This is a genomic window from Blastococcus sp. SYSU D00669 (assembly GCF_054050715.1).
This window is the reverse complement of record NZ_JBJGZV010000084.1, coordinates 1-1,233: the sequence shown is the minus strand read 5'-3', so window position 1 is coordinate 1,233 and position 1,233 is coordinate 1. Positions and strand designations below refer to the sequence as shown.

Below are 1,233 nucleotides of genomic sequence, written 5' to 3'. Positions count from 1 at the left end.
CCGACGTCGTGTTCGTCAGCAGCATCGCCACGACCACCTGGACGGCCGGGGGTGCGCCGTACGCCATGGGCAAGGCCGCGGTCGAGGCGCTGGCGCACACCCTCGCCCGGGAGGAACGGGCGCACGGCGTGCACGTCAACGTCGTCGCCCCCGGGCTGACCGACACCGAGATGGGCCGCCGGCTGGCCCGCGCCACCCGCGACGTCGACGACATCCGCGAGCTCGACGACGCCTCGCCGTTCGGCCGCGTCTGCGCGCCCGAGGACGTCGCCCGGGTGGTCCGGTTCCTGGTCGGGCCGGACGGCGCGTACGTCAACGACCAGCGGATCGTCGTCGACGGAGGAACCTTCTGATGGTCGAGTTCGAGTTCACCGCCGAGCAGCGCGACCTGCGCGCCGTCGCCCGCGAGTTCGCCGCCGAGCGGTTCGCCGAGCCCGAGGTGCGCCGGCTGACCGAGACCGCCGAGGGCTTCGACCGGGAGGTGTGGCGCCGGCTGGGCCGCGACGTCGGCCTGCTCGGCCTCGCCGTCCCCGAGGCGCACGGCGGCGCCGGGGCGGGCCTGGTCGACCTCGCCGTCGTCGCCGAGGAGTTCGGCCGCGCCGTCGCCCCGGCCCCGCTGGTGGGCACGGTCGCCCTGGCGGCCAGGGCGGTCGCCGCGGCGGGGGACGACGGCGCGGCCAAGGAGCTGCTGCCGGCCATCGCCGAGGGCGAGACGGTGGCCGCGCTGGCCGCCACCGACGCCCGCGGCACCTGGGCGCCAGAAGCCGCCACCGTGCGGGCCGAGCGCGGCGCCGACGGCTGGCGGCTGGCCGGCGAGCAGGCGCACGTGCTCGACGGCGCCGCCGCCGACGCCCTCGTCGTGCTCGCCGGCACCGACGGCGGGCCCGCGCTCTTCCTCGTCGACGGCGGCGCCCCGGGGCTGACCCGCGAGACGCAGTCGGGCCTCGACCTCACCCGCCGCCAGGCCCGGCTGCGCTACGACGGCGTGCCCGCGCGGGCGGTCGGCGACCCCGGCGCCGCGGCCGGCGCCGTGCGGGCGGCGCGGCGCACCGGGGCCGTCGTCCTGGCCGCCGAGGCGGTCGGCGGGGCGCAGCGGCTGCTCGACCTGTCGGTGGAGCACGCGAAGACGCGGCTGCAGTTCGGCCGGCCGATCGGCTCGTTCCAGGGGGTCAAGCACCGCTGCGCGGACATGCTGGTCGAGGTCGAGCACGCCCGGTCGACCGCCTACCACGC

General features: G+C 78.5%; 2 protein-coding genes. Both read left to right on the top strand.

Going from position 1 to position 1,233, the window contains the following annotated elements; translation table 11 throughout:
- The coding region (locus ACI8AF_RS27490) for an SDR family NAD(P)-dependent oxidoreductase (protein WP_456542963.1) at positions 1-353 on the top strand (353 nt) is incomplete at its 5' end.
- Positions 353-1,233, top strand: an 881-nt coding sequence (locus tag ACI8AF_RS27485; RefSeq protein WP_456542962.1) for an acyl-CoA dehydrogenase family protein, incomplete at its 3' end; no start/stop codon positions are given. The genes ACI8AF_RS27490 and ACI8AF_RS27485, both read left to right, overlap by 1 nt.